17 protein-coding genes are annotated in these 15034 nt (G+C 62.8%); 9 read left to right on the top strand and 8 right to left on the bottom strand.

The features are described 5' to 3' along the window. Positions 1–1524, bottom strand: coding sequence for a fumarate hydratase (locus JWV26_RS03380; protein WP_206418402.1), 1524 nt, complete (start codon positions 1522–1524; stop codon positions 1–3). A gap of 474 nt (positions 1525–1998) precedes the next feature. On the opposite strand from JWV26_RS03380, the gene JWV26_RS03375 reads away from it, so the two are divergent. Genes JWV26_RS03375 through JWV26_RS03365 form a run of 3 tightly spaced genes read left to right on the top strand, consistent with a single transcriptional unit; the run spans position 1999 to position 4891 of the window. Beyond that, on the top strand, positions 1999–3126 hold the full coding sequence (locus JWV26_RS03375) for a GGDEF domain-containing protein (RefSeq protein ID WP_206418401.1): 1128 nt from the start codon (positions 1999–2001) through the stop codon (positions 3124–3126). Next, positions 3119–4057, top strand: coding sequence for an iron-sulfur-binding ferredoxin reductase (locus JWV26_RS03370; RefSeq protein WP_206418400.1), 939 nt, complete (start codon positions 3119–3121; stop codon positions 4055–4057). The genes JWV26_RS03375 and JWV26_RS03370 overlap by 8 nt, the downstream gene beginning before the upstream one ends. A 60-nt stretch (positions 4058–4117) precedes the next feature. Further along, on the top strand, positions 4118–4891 hold the full coding sequence (locus JWV26_RS03365; protein ID WP_206418399.1) for an enoyl-CoA hydratase: 774 nt from the start codon (positions 4118–4120) through the stop codon (positions 4889–4891). A 1-nt stretch (position 4892) separates the two neighbouring features. On the opposite strand, the gene JWV26_RS03360 is transcribed toward JWV26_RS03365, so the two are convergent. Then, on the bottom strand, positions 4893–5801 hold the full coding sequence (locus JWV26_RS03360; protein ID WP_206418398.1) for a LysR family transcriptional regulator: 909 nt from the start codon (positions 5799–5801) through the stop codon (positions 4893–4895). Between the two features lie 191 nt (positions 5802–5992). Here JWV26_RS03360 and ycaC point away from each other — a divergent pair, with 191 nt between their 5' ends. Continuing rightward, positions 5993–6607 carry an isochorismate family cysteine hydrolase YcaC gene (gene ycaC / locus JWV26_RS03355; protein WP_021490228.1) on the top strand — a complete coding sequence of 205 codons (615 nt, stop codon included), beginning with the start codon at positions 5993–5995 and terminating at the stop codon, positions 6605–6607. 61 nt (positions 6608–6668) lie between these two features. Here the strand turns inward: ycaC and pyk are convergent, their stop codons facing one another. Together pyk and JWV26_RS03345 are read right to left on the bottom strand one after the other, a co-directional pair. Then, a complete protein-coding gene (gene pyk, locus JWV26_RS03350; protein WP_206418397.1) occupies positions 6669–8120 on the bottom strand; it encodes a pyruvate kinase in 1452 nt (483 codons plus the stop codon). A 71-nt stretch (positions 8121–8191) separates the two neighbouring features. After that, complete coding sequence (locus JWV26_RS03345; RefSeq protein WP_206418396.1) at positions 8192–9100, bottom strand: universal stress protein; 909 nt, start codon at positions 9098–9100, stop codon at positions 8192–8194. 254 nt (positions 9101–9354) lie between these two features. Here JWV26_RS03345 and JWV26_RS03340 point away from each other — a divergent pair, with 254 nt between their 5' ends. The 3 genes from JWV26_RS03340 to JWV26_RS03330 all read left to right on the top strand — a co-directional run bounded on the left by JWV26_RS03340 (position 9355) and on the right by JWV26_RS03330 (position 10642). Then, positions 9355–9729: a tetratricopeptide repeat protein gene (locus JWV26_RS03340; RefSeq protein WP_084340588.1), complete on the top strand. Its 375-nt coding sequence runs from the start codon at positions 9355–9357 to the stop codon at positions 9727–9729. 74 nt (positions 9730–9803) lie between these two features. Beyond that, entirely contained in the window at positions 9804–10226 is a 423-nt protein-coding gene (locus JWV26_RS03335) for a DUF4124 domain-containing protein (protein WP_206418395.1), read from the top strand. 59 nt (positions 10227–10285) lie between these two features. After that, positions 10286–10642, top strand: coding sequence for a PilZ domain-containing protein (locus JWV26_RS03330; RefSeq protein ID WP_100546955.1), 357 nt, complete (start codon positions 10286–10288; stop codon positions 10640–10642). Between the two features lie 34 nt (positions 10643–10676). Here the strand turns inward: JWV26_RS03330 and JWV26_RS03325 are convergent, their stop codons facing one another. Continuing rightward, complete coding sequence (locus JWV26_RS03325) at positions 10677–11480, bottom strand: SirB1 family protein (protein WP_206418394.1); 804 nt, start codon at positions 11478–11480, stop codon at positions 10677–10679. Between the two features lie 100 nt (positions 11481–11580). On the opposite strand from JWV26_RS03325, the gene JWV26_RS03320 reads away from it, so the two are divergent. Beyond that, complete coding sequence (locus tag JWV26_RS03320; RefSeq protein WP_079783128.1) at positions 11581–12603, top strand: Leu/Phe/Val dehydrogenase; 1023 nt, start codon at positions 11581–11583, stop codon at positions 12601–12603. Between the two features lie 3 nt (positions 12604–12606). Here JWV26_RS03320 and JWV26_RS03315 read toward each other — a convergent pair whose 3' ends face one another. Both JWV26_RS03315 and JWV26_RS03310 read right to left on the bottom strand, forming a co-directional pair. Further along, the gene (locus JWV26_RS03315; RefSeq protein ID WP_206418393.1) at positions 12607–13482 is read right to left on the bottom strand and encodes a DMT family transporter; all 876 of its coding nucleotides are present in this window, start codon (positions 13480–13482) and stop codon (positions 12607–12609) included. A 283-nt stretch (positions 13483–13765) separates the two neighbouring features. Further along, the gene (locus JWV26_RS03310; RefSeq protein ID WP_206418392.1) at positions 13766–14170 is read right to left on the bottom strand and encodes a DUF488 domain-containing protein; all 405 of its coding nucleotides are present in this window, start codon (positions 14168–14170) and stop codon (positions 13766–13768) included. Between the two features lie 82 nt (positions 14171–14252). Here JWV26_RS03310 and JWV26_RS03305 point away from each other — a divergent pair, with 82 nt between their 5' ends. Next, complete coding sequence (locus JWV26_RS03305; RefSeq protein ID WP_074916916.1) at positions 14253–14495, top strand: hypothetical protein; 243 nt, start codon at positions 14253–14255, stop codon at positions 14493–14495. A gap of 57 nt (positions 14496–14552) precedes the next feature. Here the strand turns inward: JWV26_RS03305 and JWV26_RS03300 are convergent, their stop codons facing one another. Further along, entirely contained in the window at positions 14553–14816 is a 264-nt protein-coding gene (locus JWV26_RS03300) for a YebG family protein (protein WP_003462365.1), read from the bottom strand. Positions 14817–15034: the final 218 nt, after the last annotated feature.

Below are 15034 nucleotides of genomic sequence, written 5' to 3'. Positions count from 1 at the left end.
TTACTTCACTTCTACCGCCAGGCTTTCGGCGATCTTCTTGTTCCAGATCGCAGGGCCGGTGATGTGTACTGACTCACCCTTGGTGTCGACGGCGACGGTCACCGGCATGTCTTTGACTTCGAACTCGTAGATGGCTTCCATACCGAGCTCTTCGAAGGCCAGGACCTTGGACTTCTTGATCGCCTGAGCCACCAGGTAGGCGGCGCCGCCGACGGCCATCAGGTACACGGCCTTGTTGTCCTTGATCGCGTCGATGGCGATCGGGCCGCGCTCGGACTTGCCGATCATACCCAGCAGGCCGGTCTGTTCGAGGATCTGACGGGTGAACTTGTCCATGCGGGTAGCGGTGGTCGGGCCGGCTGGGCCGACCACTTCTTCACGCACCGGATCGACCGGGCCTACGTAATAGATGAAGCGCCCCTTGAGGTCCACCGGCAGTTGCTCGCCCTTGTTGAGCATGTCGACCATGCGCTTGTGCGCAGCGTCGCGGCCGGTGAGCATCTTGCCGTTGAGCAGGACGGTCTCGCCCGGCTTCCAGCTCTGCACGTCTTCCGGGGTCAGGGTGTCGAGGTTGACGCGACGCGCACTCGGGCCGGCTTCCCAGACGATTTCCGGGTAGGCGTCCAGATCCGGCGCTTCCAGTTCGGCAGGTCCCGAGCCGTCGAGCACGAAGTGCGCGTGACGGGTGGCGGCGCAGTTGGGGATCATGCACACCGGCAGGCTCGCGGCGTGGGTCGGATAATCCATGATCTTCACGTCGAGCACGGTGGTCAGGCCGCCCAGGCCCTGGGCACCGATGCCCAGCTGGTTGACCTTCTCGAACAGCTCCAGGCGCAGCTCTTCGATGCGGTTCTGCGGGCCGCGAGCCTGCAGCTCGTGGATGTCGATGTGCTCCATGAGCACTTCCTTGGCCATCACTGCCGCTTTTTCGGCAGTACCGCCGATACCGATGCCGAGCATGCCCGGCGGGCACCAGCCGGCGCCCATGGTCGGTACGGTCTTCAGTACCCAGTCGACGATCGAGTCGGACGGGTTGAGCATGGCCATCTTCGATTTGTTCTCGGAGCCGCCGCCCTTGGCCGCGACGTCCACTTCCACCTTGTCACCGGGGACGATGGAGTAGTGGATCACCGCCGGGGTGTTGTCCTTGGTGTTCTTGCGGGCACCGGCCGGGTCGGCCAGGATCGAGGCGCGCAGGACGTTCTCCGGCAGGTTGTAGGCGCGACGCACGCCCTCGTTGATCATGTCATCGACGCTCATGGTGGCGCCGTCCCAGCGCACGTCCATGCCGACCTTGATGAACACGGTGACGATGCCGGTGTCCTGGCAGATCGGGCGGTGGCCGGTGGCACACATGCGCGAGTTGATCAGAATCTGCGCCATGGAGTCCTTGGCGGCCGGCGACTCTTCCTTCAGGTAGGCCTCGTGCATCGCCTGGATGAAGTCGACGGGGTGGTAATAGGAGATGAACTGCAGTGCGTCGGCGACGCTCTGAATCAGGTCGTCCTGCTTGATCACGGTCATTGGGGCGCTCCTCTATCTGGGAACATCAACAAGGAAGCGCCGGACAACGACCCGGCGCAACGGCGGAAGGGCCGCTCTGGAAATCACCTTGACGATATCTTCAGAGCCGCCCAAAAAGGCGCGGCAGTATACCGCACCCGCTCGCGTCGGGCACAGCAGCCGAAGGTCGGTGGCAAGTGCAGTGGGCGGTTATCGGGCGCCGGCAAAGCAACCTCGGCTTTGGCTTGCTGCGTCGCTCTGCCTCCTGCATCCATGCAGTCGTGCATTGCCATCGCTACGTTAAAACAGGCGGAACGCCAGCCTGGTCGAATGCTCATTTACCGCTAGTAACCTCGGGCGCGATTGTGATCGTTTTCGCCTGTTCTTTCCCGCCCTGACTGGCTCGTCTGATTTTCAGCGGTTTCCTACTGCGGCCTAGGTTTTTTGTGATCACAGGGGTAGAGTACGGCCAGATGCCAGTATGGGATGGAGCCCATGAGCTCAACGACTCGCCGGGGAACCCAACGCAGCCTGCAGAGCCTCCTGCTCAAACGCTTCGCCATGGCCTTCGCTACCTACGCGATGATGGCGCTTGTCTGCTGGTTCGCTGTGTTCAATGGCCTTTTCCTCGGCTCCATCAGCACCGCCGCCTGGCTGACCCTGGGCGTGTTCGGCAGTCAATTGGTGTTCCTCTGGCTGTTCCTTTCCGGTCGTAACCTGCGTTGTGACGATTCGAGCCTGACCGAAGCCCAGGTGCTGGTGGCACTGGCGTGGCAGCCGCCGGTGCTGGCGCTGTTCGACAGCGCGCGCGGCGTGATGATGGTGTTCTATGTACTGATCCTGCTGTTCGGCGTGTTCCAGCTGCCGCCGCGGGTGTTCGTGCGCTGCGCCGCCTTCGCCTTCTTCGGTTTCACTGCCATGGTGCTGATCGAAGCCTACCGCATGCAGTTGGTGGACCCGGGCATGGCCTGGTTGCAGGTGTGGGTGCTGTTCATCCTGCTGGTCTGGTTATGCCTGTTCTCCAGCTACGTGCAGGCCATGCGCAAGCGCATGCGCCAACGTCGCTTTGCCCTGCAGGCGCATCAGGACACCCTGCGCGGGATGATGCGCCAGCTCGAGGACCTGGTCGCCACCGATGAACTCACCGGGTTGTTCAACCGCCGCCATTTCCTGCGTCTGGCCACCCGCGAACTGGAACATCTGGACCACGGGCGGCATCACGGCCTGGCGCTGATCGACCTGGACCATTTCAAACGAATCAACGATGCTCATGGCCATGCTGCGGGCGACCGGGTGCTACAAACCTTCGCCGCGGTTGCCCGTGCCTGTCTGCGTGACGGCGACATCATTGCCCGCTACGGCGGTGAGGAATTCGTCCTGTTATTGCCCAATACCGATGCCGACCAGTTCACCGCCTGCTGCGAGCGCCTGCGTGAAGCCTTTGCCAGGGCCGAGCCGGTGGGCGTGAAGGTGGACAATCTCAGTCTCTCCGCCGGCATGACTCTACTGGTTGCCGGTGACGATCTCGATGAAGCCCTGCAGCGTGCCGATCAGGCGCTGTACCAGGCCAAGCGCGGCGGACGCAATCGTTGCGATGCCAGCTGGGAGAACGCGGGTGCCTGAACTGCGTGTGGGTGCTCTGCAGTTGCAGGTCGTCCAACAAACCAACTTGCTCGATGCCTTGCTCGGTGGCGGTGTGGCGGTGCCGTACAGTTGTCGCGCCGGCAGTTGTCACGCCTGTCTGGTGCGCTGCGTCGCCGGTGAGCCGCTGGATCGCCAGCCCGAGGCACTGGCGGCCGACAAGCGCGCCGAGGGCTGGCGCCTGGCCTGTCAGTGCCAGGTGGTCGAGGACCTGCAGGTCGAACCCTTCGACCCTCAGCGTGATGGCCTGGCGGCCAAGGTGGCTGCGCTGGACTGGCCCAGCCCGCAGGTTTTACGCCTGCGCTTACAGCCGGCCAGGCCGTTGCGTTATCGCCCCGGCCAGCATCTGCTGCTGTGGAGCGACCAGGCTGTGGCTCGTCCCTATTCGCTGGCCAGCGTGCCGGGCGAGGACGACTGCCTGGAGTTTCATATCGATTGTCGTATGCCCGGCGCGTTCTGCGATGCGGCGCGGCGCCTGCTGGTTGGCGACACGCTGCGCCTCGGCGAGCTACGCGGTGGCGCTCTGCATTACGACGCCGACTGGCAGACGCGACCGCTCTGGCTCCTGGCCGCCGGTACCGGTCTGGCACCGCTCTACGGGGTCTTGCGTGAAGCATTGCGTCAGGAGCACCAAGGCGCCATCCGCCTGCTGCACGTGGCGCATGAGCCGGCTGAACACTACCTGGCGAGCGAACTTCAGGCACTGGCGGCGCAGCACGCCAACCTCCAGGTGGAGCTGGTAACGGCGGCGCAGTTGCCGGCTGCTTTGGCCGAACTGCGCCTTGTTTCGCGGCAGACCCTCGCCTTACTCTGCGGCCATCCCGTGACGGTCGACAGCTTCGCGCGGCGCCTCTACATGGCCGGTTTGCCGCGCAGCCAGATGCTCGCCGACGTCTTTCTCACTCGCGCGTAGGCTGTGCGTGGCTGGCCAGGCCCGATGCCGGTGCGTACGACGTACCCATTGGAGCCTTGCATGAGCGAACACCTGCATATCGAACGCGACGGCGGTCTGTTGACCCTGCGCATGCACCGCCCGGACAAGAAGAATGCGCTGACCCGCGCCATGTACGCCGGCATGGCCGAAGTACTGGACGAAGCCGAGCGCGACCCCAGCGTGCGCGTGGTGCTACTCACTGGTGGCGAGGTGTGCTTTACCAGCGGCAACGATGTCGCCGACTTCATCCAGGCGCCGCCCAGCGGATTGAACAGCGAAGTGTTTCAGTTCATGCGCGCGCTGTTCGAGTTCAGCAAACCGGTGGTCGCCGCAGTGGCTGGCCCGGCGGTGGGGATCGGCACCACCTTGTTGCTGCATTGCGATCTGGTCTACGTCAGCCGTGACACGCAGTTGAAAATGCCCTTCGTCAATCTTGGTCTGTGCCCCGAGTACGGTTCCAGCCTGATCCTGCCGCGCTTGCTGGGCCACGCACGCGCTGCCGAACTGCTGTTGCTCGGCCAGTCCTTCACGGGGGAGCAGGCGGCGGCCTGGGGGATCGCCAACCTGGCGCTGGAGGATGGCGCGGCGACGCTGAACAAGGCGCGCGAGGTGGCACTGCGTTTTCTCCAGCTGGCGCCATCGGCGGTCGCCGACAGCAAACGGCTGATGCGCGCCCCGGATCGCGAGCAGCTGCGCCAGGTGATCGAGGAGGAGGGCGCCCTGTTCGGCCAGCGCCTGCGTTCGCCAGAGGCCGTCGAGGCGTTGACGGCCTTCATGCAGCGCAGAAAGCCGGACTTCTCTCGGTTTTCCTGATCTATTCCCAAGGCGGTTCGAGCAGGCGCTGCTGGAGAAACTCGCAAAGCGCCACGACCTTGCGTGACGCCCGCCGGGAGCGCGGGTACATGGCATAGATGGAGTAAGGTTTGGGCCGCGCCTGAGGCAGTATCTCGACCAGCGAGCCGTCTTTCAGATGCTGGTGGACCAGGAAGCTTGGCAGCAGCGCCAGACCCTGGCCGGCCAACACCAGTTCGCGCATGACTTCGCCGTTGTTGCTGGAAAACCGACCGCGTGGTGCCACGTTCGCCAGTTCGCCTTGCTCATCGTCGTTTTCGAAGGACCAGAATTGCCGTGAAGCGACGTTGCTGTAGCCGATGCAGTCGTGTTCACGCAGCGCTTCGATATGTTCCGGCGTGCCTTGCCTTTGCAGGTACTCCGGGCTGGCGCAGAGTATCCGGGCGCTGCTGGCGAGCCTGCGGGCGATCAGTGCACTATCGCCGATGCGTGAGATCCGTACGCAGAGGTCGTACCCTGCGCGCTCGAAATCGCTGATGCGATCCTCAAGATACAGGCTGACTTCAAGCTGTGGATGCAGGCGCATGAATTCGGCGATCAGCGGCGCCAGCCAGAGCGTGCCGAAACTCATCGGTGCCAGCATGTTCAGGCGGCCGCAGAGACCACTGTCATTGAAGGCTGCCGCCTCGGCGGCTTCGCTCAGCTCCAGCAGTGCCTGCTTGGCCTGCTGGTAGAAGGCCAGGCCGGTGTCGGTCGGTGTGACCTTGCGTGTCGAGCGGTGCAGCAGTTTGCTACCGAGACGTTGTTCCAGATCGCTCAAACGCTTGCTGATCACCGACTTGGATAGCGCCAGATCTTCCGCTGCCCGGCTTACGCCACCCAATTCCACCACCCGCAGATAGGTTTCGATTTCCTGCAGATCAAGCTTCATGTGCGGGCTTCTCCCCCCGATTCGATTGGACGAGGGTAATGCCTTCGTCGAGGATTTTTGTTCGGTTTTTTCGAAAAGCTATTTTCCCTCTGCGCGGTCGATTGCCAGCGGCCTTGGCCACTAGGCTGAGCGTCCTTCGAGATCGCAATGGTCTCGAGGTTCAGCCTCATCACCCGTACAGGAGTTTTCCCATGGCTTTCACTTACAAGCGTTTGGACAAGGACGATGCCGTCGTATTGTTGATCGATCACCAGGCGGGTCTGCTCTCGCTGGTGCGCGACTATTCGCCCGACGAGTTCAAGAACAACGTCATGGCGCTGGCCGATATCGCCAAGTTCTTCAAGCTGCCGACCATTCTTACCACCAGCTTCGAGACGGGCCCCAATGGTCCCATCGTGCCGGAGCTCAAGGCCATGTTCCCGGATGCGCCCTACATCGCTCGCCCGGGGCAGATCAACGCCTGGGATAACGAGGATTTCGTCAACGCGATCAAGGCCACAGGGCGCAAGCAACTGATCATCGCGGGTGTAGTCACCGACGTTTGCGTGGCATTTCCCACACTCTCGGCACTGGAGGCCGGTTATGACGTCTTTGTGGTGACGGACGCTTCCGGCACCTTCAACACCGCAGTGCGCGATGCCGCCTTGGCACGCATGGCCCATGCCGGCGCCCAACTGGTCAACTGGTTCAGCGTCGGTGGTGAGCTGCACCGCGACTGGCGAAATGACGTCGAAGGGTTCGGCGGTATCCTCGGCGGCCACTTGCCGGCTTACGCCAACCTGATCCAGAGCTACAACCAGAAATGAAGCGAGACCGCTGAAACGCAAAAGGCCGCTCGATGAGCGGCCTTTTGCATTCACGGGGGGATCACACCATCGGATCGCCGACGTGAAGGATCTTCATGGTGTTGGTGCCGCCCGTACCGTGGTAGCTGTCGCCCTTGGTCAGGATGACCCAGTCGCCCGGCTCGACCACGCCGCGCTTGAGCAGCTCGTCCACCGCCGCCTGGCTGACCTTGTTGGCTGGCAGCGAGGCCGGGTCGAACGGCACGGTGTAGACGCCACGGAACAGTGCCACGCGAGCCTGAGCTTCGCGGTGCGGGGTGAAGGCGAAGATCGGGATCGACGAGCGGATGCGCGACATGATCAGCGGGCTGTAGCCACTCTCGGTGAGGCTGATGATGGCCTTGACGCCCGGGAAGTGGTTGGCGGTGTACATGGTTGCCAGGGCCACGCTCTCGTCGCAACGCTGGAACTGGCGACCGATGCGGTGGCTGGATTTTTGGCTGGTCGGGTGTTTCTCGGCACCCAGGCACACGCGAGCCATGGCCTGCACGGCTTCGACCGGGTATTCGCCGGCGGCGCTTTCGGCCGACAGCATCACCGCGTCGGTATAGTCCAGCGCGGCGTTGGCCACGTCGGAGACTTCGGCGCGGGTCGGCATCGGGCTGTGGATCATCGACTCCATCATCTGCGTGGCGGTGATCACGGCTTTGTTCAGGCGACGGGCGTGAGCGATGATCTTCTTCTGGATACCGACCAGCTCGGCGTCACCGATTTCCACGGCAAGGTCGCCACGAGCGACCATCACTGCGTCACTGGCGCGGATCAGACCGTCCAGCGTTTCATCATCGGCCACGGCTTCGGCGCGTTCGATCTTGGCCACCAGCCAGGCAGTACCACCGGCTTCGGTGAGCAGGCGACGGGCGTAATCCATGTCCGCTGCATCGCGCGGGAAGGACACGGCCAGGTAGTCCAGGTCCATCTCGGCGGCGACCTTGATATCGACCTTGTCTTTCTCGGTCAGAGCAGGAGCGGTGAGGCCACCGCCGCGGCGGTTGATGCCCTTGTTGTCCGACAGCGGGCCGCCGATCAGTACGCGGCAGTGCAGCTCGTCGGCACCCTTGAGTTCGACGCGCATGACCACGCGACCGTCGTCGAGCAGCAGTTCGTCGCCGACATCGCAGTCCTGGATCAGCGCCGGGTAGTCGATGCCGACCACGTCCTGGGTGCCGGCCGTGCGCGAGTGGCTGGAGGAGAGGCGGAACAGGTCGCCATCCTTAAGGTCGATGCGCTTGTTCTCGAACTTGGCGATGCGGATCTTCGGGCCTTGCAGGTCGCCGAGCAGCGCGACATGACGACCGTGTTTGGCGGCCAGCTCGCGAACCAGAGCGGCGCGCGCCTTGTGGTCGTCCGGCGTGCCGTGGGAGAAGTTCAGACGGGCCACGTCGAGACCGGAGAGGATCAGTTGCTCCAGTACTTCCGGCGAGCTGCTGGCCGGGCCCAGGGTGGCGACGATTTTGGTGCGGCGAAAGGTCATGCACGAACTCCCTAGTGAACTATGTCCGGGAGGCTACTACGGCGCCGGGCTGTAGTCATTGTTCCTGTGCACTACCCTTTGCCGTGCGGTTTTATCACCAGCAGATCGCACTCGACACGTTCCAGCACCCGTTCTGCGGTGTGGCCGATCAGCAGGCTGTCCAGATGGCCGCGGGCGATGGCGCCCATCACCAGTAGGCCGATATTGTGCTCACGCACGAAACGGGGGATGACTTCCTCGGCAAAACCGTTCAGCAGGTGGGCTTGTGCTCTATCGATGGCATGCTGGGCGATCAACTTGTCGAAGGCCTCGCGGTGCTCGCGGCTGCACTGGGTCACGTAGTCTTCATATTCCTGCGCTACCTCGGCGTCGAACAGCAGCGAACGCGGCAGCGGCGCCTGCGCGTGCAGGTATTCTGTCTGCAAGCCGAGCTCGGCCTGCAGGGTCTGGCTGGTATCAATCAACTGATGATCGAGGGCGGCAGGTTTGTCCGCGCTGTGCAGTGGGTCGAGCGCGGCGCACAGGCTCTGACCATGGGGTTCGGCGTCGTGTACCAGCCACAGCGGCACCGGGCTGCGACGAATCAGCTGCCAACTGGTATCACTGAACAACAGGCGGCGCAGCGCACTGCTGGGATGGGTCGACTTGAACAGAATGTCCGGTTGCAGCACCGCGACGCGGGACAGGATCTCTTCATGGCGGCGCTTGCCCCAGCGCACGTCCACTTCGATCTTGAATCCTTCATCGCTCAGGTGAGCGACGCTGGCGCGCAGGGCCTCGTGGCTTTGTCGCAGGATGGTTTCACGGGCGCGGTTGAGCAGATGGCTGTCCAGCAGGCCGCTTTCCAGGCTTGGGTGGTATTCGATCTGCAACAGGTGCAATTCGGCGCCGGTCTTGCGTGCCACATCGGCTGCGCGTTGCAGGGCGGGTTGTTGCTGATGTTCGGCGTCGATGACGACCAACAGTCGTTGCAGTTTCATGGCAGCGTCCTCGCCTGGAGTCTGTATCTGCATTACAGACCCTGTTGCGGCGAGCGGCATTGATATGGGTCAGCGCATGCGGGGATTTAGCGCCAGTTCGAGAGGGCGAGCCGACCTGGCGCTGGCGGGTTCGATGAACAGAGGAGGCAGGCTCCCTGGCCGCGCCAGTGCGCTGCCGACAAAAACATCGGAGGTTTGCCGCTGTTCAGTTTTTGCCTGGGCTGTCGATACACTGCTCATTGGAGGAATTGCCCATGCGTACCCTGATCATTCTGGCCGTGGCCCTGGTTGCCACGGGTTGCACCCGTGTCTCGCTCGATCATCATCTGAACAACGCCTATCGCGCCTACAACGAAGGCGATTGCGCCCGTGTCGCGCTGGAGCTGTCACAGGCCGAGCGCAAGAGCCGCTCGCGCAATTACCTGCAGCCGGAGATTTCCCTGCTGCGCGGTCAATGCCTGGAGCGCGAGAGCCTGTTCGTCGATGCCGCGCAGACCTACCAGTTCATCATCACGCGCTATCCGGCCAGCGAGTACGCCTACCGCGCCCGCGCGCGTCTGCAGACGCTGGAGCAGCTGGGGCATCACAGCCCGGCGCCGGCGGCCAAGGTCAGTCCGGCCACACTCTGAGCCTTCGGTCGTCCGGCGTTCCTTGGCGACGCGGTGCGGTATAAGCTGGCGTATGTCTCTCATGGAGGACGAACATGCGTCACTGGTTGTTGATCGTTGCACTGCTACCCACGCTGGTGACGGCGGAAATCTATCGCTGGACGGACGAGCAGGGGCGGGTGCATTTCGGCCAAAGGCCCGTTGCCGGGGCTGAAACTGTGCAGGTCAGGCCGCAGGTGATCGAGCGCGACGAACATACGCGTGAGCGTGAAGAGCGTCGTCAGCGTTTCTACGATGCGCGCCGTGAAGAGCAACAGCAGGCTGCAGCGACAGCAGCTGCGCAGCGCGAAGAGCGGGCCAGTGAATGTCGTGATCTGCGCCGACACCTGGCGCAGATGCCGGAGGGCTTTCGCTACTATCGCGAAGGCGCCGGCGGCGAGCGCATCTACTACAGTGATGCAGAAACCGACACCGCTCGTCGCCAGCTGCGCGAGCGGATAGCCCAACGCTGTTCTTGAGGGTGGTTAAGTGGCCGTAGTAGGGCCATACTCAAGTCCCTTTGTAGCGATTTGCCACTATGCGTAGCCAGCGCCGAATCGAACGCCATCAGTTGCCCTACTACCTGAAGGTGTTCAATCGCATCACCGACAAACCGATGGGTTCCATCGGCAATGTCTCTCTCGACGGTCTGATGCTGATCAGTCAGTTGCCGATGCTGGTCGGCGCACGCTTCGACATGCGCCTGAAGATTCCAGGCCAGCATGACATGCATTTCATCGACTTCTCCGCCAACTGCCAGTGGTGCCGTGAAGATGTCACGCCTGGCATCTACGACTCCGGGTTCGCTCTGGTCGCGCCGCCTGCCGACTACGTCGAGATGATCGACGCGCTGCGTTACTACTTCAGTTTCCACAGCTTGGCGGCGTCTGCCTGATATTTCGCTCTTCCTAGTCGCCTGATCTGCAGCGTCAATGCATCGCTGGTGCACGTGCCAGGCTGCGCAAGCGCTGGCTCAACTGCAGGCGCAGACCCTCGTCCTCACAGAACAGCAGCGCGTGCTCAAGGTCATAGCGTTCACCCTGTGGGCAATCCAGTTGCCGATAGACATCCGCGCGAGCCAGGTGATCGACCAGGTTCGGCGGGCCGAGTTGCAGGACGCGCTCGGCATCCTTGAGGGCTGCTTCCGGGACATCGTGCTGCATATGCAGCAGGCGCAGATTGCGCGACAGGCGTCGCAGCATGTCGGTGGCATTGGCTGTCTGCAGATGCACAGCGCTGAGTTCGACATCCGGGCCCAGCTGGCGATAGAGCTGGTCACGGCAGTCGCGGGTGTACAGGCGGCGCCCACCGCAAGGGTCGAGCAGGTGATCGGCGCCAGGTACACGGAGCATGAAATGACCAGGGAAATTCACGCCCTGTAGTGGAATGTCCAGGCGGCGCGCCACTTCCAGCGCAATCAATGCCAGGGTCAGCGGCTGGCCGCGTCGGCGGCGTAGCACTTCATGCAGCAGGGCATGGCGCGGTCGCGTCACGCCTTCGTCGTCTTCTTGATAATCGAGCTCGGCCAGTCGGCGCAGCAGCGGCTGGGCCAGTTCGCGAGCGGGCAGGGCGGGTAGTCCAGCGCTGACCTGTAGAAGCAGGCTGTGCAGGTCGCTCATGATCTGCGCGGGCTGGAGCTGATCATCGTGTTCGGCGGCGATCCACAGCGCCGCCTCGAACAGGGCGGGTGGATCGCGTTGCAGGCACTGCAGGCAGGCTTGGCGTGGGTTCATCGCATTCTCCACTGGATTGTGCTTTTGTAGTCCCTGACAAGGTCGTCGTCCAGTGTGGCTCTCCTATACTGAGGCCTGAAATCCGATCGGGAGCTCGCCCATGTTCAGCATGATGGAAGCCGCCCGCCTCGAGGCCCTGCACCTGGCCGAGGATCCGGCCAGCGGTCTCAAGGCCGTTATCGCCATTCACAACACCCGCTTCGGGCCAGCACTCGGCGGCTGTCGTTACCTGCCCTATGCCGATGAACAGAGCGCCATTGGCGATGCCATCCGTCTGGCTCAGGGCATGAGTTACAAGGCAGCGCTGGCGGGTATCGATCACGGTGGCGGCAAGGCGGTGATCATCCGTCCGCCGCATCTGCAGAGCCGAGCTGCGCTGTTCGAAGCCTTCGGGCGTTTTATCGAAACCCTCAATGGACGCTACATCACCGCCATCGACAGCGGCACCTCCAGTGCCGATATGGACTGCATCGCCCAGTACACCAATCACGCAACCAGCACGACCAGCGAGGGTGATCCGTCACCGCACACCGCCTTGGGCGTATTCGCGGGTATTCGCGCCACCGCCCAGGCGCGCCTTGGCAGCGACGATCTGGAGGGACTGCGGGTCGCCATTCAGGGCCTGGGCAATGTCGGCTTCGCCCTGGCCGAAGCGCTGCATGCCGCTGGCGTCGAACTGCTGGTCAGCGACCTCGATGCCGGGCGTGTGCAACTGGCCGTCGAGCAACTGGGGGCACACCCGATTACCAGCGATGCGCTGCTCACCACGCCCTGCGACATTCTCGCGCCCTGTGGCCTAGGTGGTGTGCTGAATGCGCAGACGGTCGCTCACCTGCGCTGCGCAGCGGTGGCAGGGGCTGCCAACAATCAGCTGGCCAGCCCCGAAGTAGCCGACCAGCTGGAAGCTCGCGGGATTCTCTACGCGCCGGATTACGTGCTCAATGCCGGAGGGCTGATCTATGTGGCACTGCGTCATCGCGGTGAAGAACTACCGGCGATCACCGCGCACCTGGCGCAGATCAGCCGGCGTCTGACCGAGGTCTACGCCCATGCTCAGGCTGAAAAACGTTCCCCGGCGCGAGTCGCCGACTATCTGGCGGAGAGCCTGCTCTATCGCACCTAGCGGCTATCCGACCCGTTCCAGCTGAGGGGCGAAGCGAAAGACCAGGGCCAGGCCGAGCAGGATCGCGACCATTCCGGCCAGAGCACTGGTCGCAAGGCGGTTCCCCAGCAGCAGGTAGTCGAGCAGTGCTGTCGTCACCGGAACCAGATAGAACAGGCTGGTGACATTGACCAGGTTGCCGGTCTGGATCAGCCGGTACAGCAGTAACTGTGCGCCCACCGAAATCACCAGTCCCATCCACAGCAGCGGCACGATCAGCCCGACGTCAAAACGCACCTGCCACTCCTGGCTGGGCAGCAGTATCAGGCTAGCCAGCAGGCAGAGGCCGTACTGCAGTGGCAGAGCGCGCATGGGCGTCTGTCTCAGGTTTTTCTGGGCGATGGTGCCGCAGGTGATGCAGAGCAGGGCACCAAGAGTCAGCGCCATACCGGACAGTGGCATGGCACTGCTCAGCAAACTGCCCGCGACTATTATTGCCAGCCCGGCCAGCGCCAGCAGCAAACCGAGCACACGCAGCAGCGAGGTGCGCCGCTCCAGCAGCGTGAGGGTCAGGATGGGTTGTACGCCGAGCACCGTCGCCAGCACACCGGGTGTGATCCCTTCGGCTAGCGCCAGCATGTAGCAGATGCTGTAACCGCCGATCATCAGCAGGCCGGCCTTGGCGGTTGGCCAGCGCAAGTCGCGTTCGGGTAGCCAGACCCCGGAACAACTGGCGATCAGCACCAGCGCTGCAAACGCGAGGGCAAAACGCAGGATCAGAAAGGCGAAGGGAGAGGCATGGTCCAGGCCCAGGCGAGCGAAGATCGCACCACCTGACCAGAGCAATACGAACAGAGCGGTCGCGCCATAGGTGCGCAGAGAGGTCGAATCGAAAAACATGATGGAACACCTGTCGAAAATCCGCATGAGCTCCGCACGCGCGCAAAGACACGTCTCGGCAAGGCCGATGAAACGGAGCGAGGAAGGGCGGGGTTAGCCCGCTTGGACTGAGGCCGGCGGCGGTGGCGTGCCGGCGTGACAGGCTGGTGGCGGCGCGCAGCCATCGGCAGCGGCGCGGCAGGCGGCGCTGGCGAAGTCGTAGAGGCAAGGCGCGGTGAGGGTCATGGACGCAGGTTCGAATATGTTGCAGAAGCCTGAAGGCTAGCCTGCCGCGCCAGCACGGTCAATCGCCGTCGAATTCGCCCTGGTAACACACCGGTGAACTGGGCGAGTCGTATCGCTGCAGTTCCTCTTCGAGGAAAACCGCCAGAACTTGGGCGTTGTTATGCACCTCATCGCGTGCGGCGTAGAGCAGCGTCAGCGTGCCACCCGCTGCCCAGTGCAGCAGGCGCTGCCAATGTTCGGGGTGAGCAGCCAGTTCACGGCGGTAGGCCGCACTGAAATCATCGAAGGCTTCGACGCGGTGAGCGAAGGCCTTGCGCAGTTCGGTAGAGGGTGCGACTTCGGGTAGCCATTCATCGAATGCCAAGGCGTCCCTGGACAGGCCCCTTGGCCATAGTCGGTCGACCAGTATGCGTTGGCCGTCGCCGGCCTGGGCATCGAGATAAACCCGCTTGCAACGGATCATTGAATGGCCTCCATAGTCTGCGGCAATGCCGCACTTGGCGCCGCGTACGGGCTCGATTAGCGTGGTGAAAGGAGGATTCACCATGGACTATTTCATTATCGTCGTCACCACCGCCGCTGGCCTGTACTTTCACTGGTGGCTGTTTCGCCGCATTCGCCAATGGAGTGACCGCGATCTGGCGCTTTCCTTTGCCGAGGGCGATGAGCGCAAACGTCAATACATGCTCGAACAGCTGGCCCGTGCGCGAGGTGAGGGTATCAAGCGACGAGAGTTGCCGGCCTGGCTGGAGCAGGTCGCGGCGCAATACCCAGGCAGCAGAGCATGATGCTGGATGGTTTTACCGAGCAGACCCCTCGTGCGGAAGAGGGGCCGCGCTACACGGTCACTCGCTGGCGGTCTCGATCTCGAGTTCCTCGAGCGCATCCGGCTGGCTCTTGAACGCCTTGGCGAACACATCGCGATTCTTGGCCATGAAGATACCCAGCTCCTCACCTTGTTCTTCGCTCAAGGACGGTACTGCCTTGTGCAGAACCTCGCTGAGGCGCTCGGCCAGCTCCAGCATCTTGTCGTAACGATCGGCTTCAGCCTTATCCATAAACAAGCGCTCCGGATCGCGACTGCTGCGATACACCACTTCGACGGCCATTCATCACCTCGTCTGCCTTCATGCGTGTTGGTCAGTAATTAACTGGTTTTTTGTACAGTATTGGCGAGAATAAAGGACTCGCTGCCGTTTGGCCAGTATTGAGTTGATCGGCCTTCACCGTGATTCGTTGAGTGGAGTCCCTGATTTCTGGCAGCGCTCGGCAAAAGCGCCCAGCGTGCGATAGGGCATGGTGACAGTATTTTTCAAATGCAATATAT

It is taken from the genome of Ectopseudomonas toyotomiensis (assembly GCF_017167985.1).
In the GTDB taxonomy this organism is placed as follows: domain Bacteria; phylum Pseudomonadota; class Gammaproteobacteria; order Pseudomonadales; family Pseudomonadaceae; genus Aquipseudomonas; species Aquipseudomonas toyotomiensis.
The sequence above is the reverse complement of the archived record's forward strand: the minus strand, read 5'-3'. Positions and strand labels throughout refer to the sequence as shown.

Bases quoted from the DNA above. Each gene is read 5' to 3' on its own strand.
- JWV26_RS03380 (WP_206418402.1), bottom strand. From the start codon at position 1,524: ATGACCGTGATCAAGCAGGACGACCTGATTCAGAGCGTCGCCGACGCA.
- JWV26_RS03375 (WP_206418401.1), top strand. From the start codon at position 1,999: ATGAGCTCAACGACTCGCCGGGGAACCCAACGCAGCCTGCAGAGCCTC.
- JWV26_RS03365 (WP_206418399.1), top strand. From the start codon at position 4,118: ATGAGCGAACACCTGCATATCGAACGCGACGGCGGTCTGTTGACCCTG.
- JWV26_RS03360 (WP_206418398.1), bottom strand. From the start codon at position 5,801: ATGAAGCTTGATCTGCAGGAAATCGAAACCTATCTGCGGGTGGTGGAA.
- ycaC (WP_021490228.1), top strand. From the start codon at position 5,993: ATGGCTTTCACTTACAAGCGTTTGGACAAGGACGATGCCGTCGTATTG.
- pyk (WP_206418397.1), bottom strand. From the start codon at position 8,120: ATGACCTTTCGCCGCACCAAAATCGTCGCCACCCTGGGCCCGGCCAGC.
- JWV26_RS03345 (WP_206418396.1), bottom strand. From the start codon at position 9,100: ATGAAACTGCAACGACTGTTGGTCGTCATCGACGCCGAACATCAGCAA.
- JWV26_RS03340 (WP_084340588.1), top strand. From the start codon at position 9,355: ATGCGTACCCTGATCATTCTGGCCGTGGCCCTGGTTGCCACGGGTTGC.
- JWV26_RS03335 (WP_206418395.1), top strand. From the start codon at position 9,804: ATGCGTCACTGGTTGTTGATCGTTGCACTGCTACCCACGCTGGTGACG.
- JWV26_RS03330 (WP_100546955.1), top strand. From the start codon at position 10,286: ATGCGTAGCCAGCGCCGAATCGAACGCCATCAGTTGCCCTACTACCTG.
- JWV26_RS03325 (WP_206418394.1), bottom strand. From the start codon at position 11,480: ATGAACCCACGCCAAGCCTGCCTGCAGTGCCTGCAACGCGATCCACCC.
- JWV26_RS03320 (WP_079783128.1), top strand. From the start codon at position 11,581: ATGTTCAGCATGATGGAAGCCGCCCGCCTCGAGGCCCTGCACCTGGCC.
- JWV26_RS03315 (WP_206418393.1), bottom strand. From the start codon at position 13,482: ATGTTTTTCGATTCGACCTCTCTGCGCACCTATGGCGCGACCGCTCTG.
- JWV26_RS03310 (WP_206418392.1), bottom strand. From the start codon at position 14,170: ATGATCCGTTGCAAGCGGGTTTATCTCGATGCCCAGGCCGGCGACGGC.
- JWV26_RS03305 (WP_074916916.1), top strand. From the start codon at position 14,253: ATGGACTATTTCATTATCGTCGTCACCACCGCCGCTGGCCTGTACTTT.
- JWV26_RS03300 (WP_003462365.1), bottom strand. From the start codon at position 14,816: ATGGCCGTCGAAGTGGTGTATCGCAGCAGTCGCGATCCGGAGCGCTTG.